The sequence below is a fragment of the Streptomyces sp. P17 genome (assembly GCF_032436805.1).
Classification (GTDB): Bacteria; Actinomycetota; Actinomycetes; order Streptomycetales; family Streptomycetaceae; genus Streptomyces.
Genome location: NZ_JAVRBF010001463.1, coordinates 1 through 237 on the forward strand (window position 1 = coordinate 1; position 237 = coordinate 237).

Here is a 237-nt window from a genome sequence, read left to right on the forward strand (position 1 = left end):
GTTAGCCTTGAAGAAAAGGGTAACATTAGATCCAGAACTAAAGTATTATCGACCAAAAGAAGTGATGATCCCCTTTGACCAACATATAGGGGCCAGCAATCAAGTGTTGGTGAAAGAAGGGGATCATGTAGCCGCTGGTGCGATTATTGCCAAGACGGAGGAGGATGTTAGCGGTCATGTGCATGCATCGATCGAAGGGGATGTCGTGGCGATCAGGGAGGTACCTGATCTTCAGGG

Annotated in this window: 1 pseudogene; it reads left to right on the forward strand. The window is 48.1% G+C overall.

Features of this window, described 5'->3' with window-relative positions:
- Window positions 1–237: pseudogene (locus tag RMT89_RS45360) on the forward strand (hypothetical protein); the annotation flags it as partial.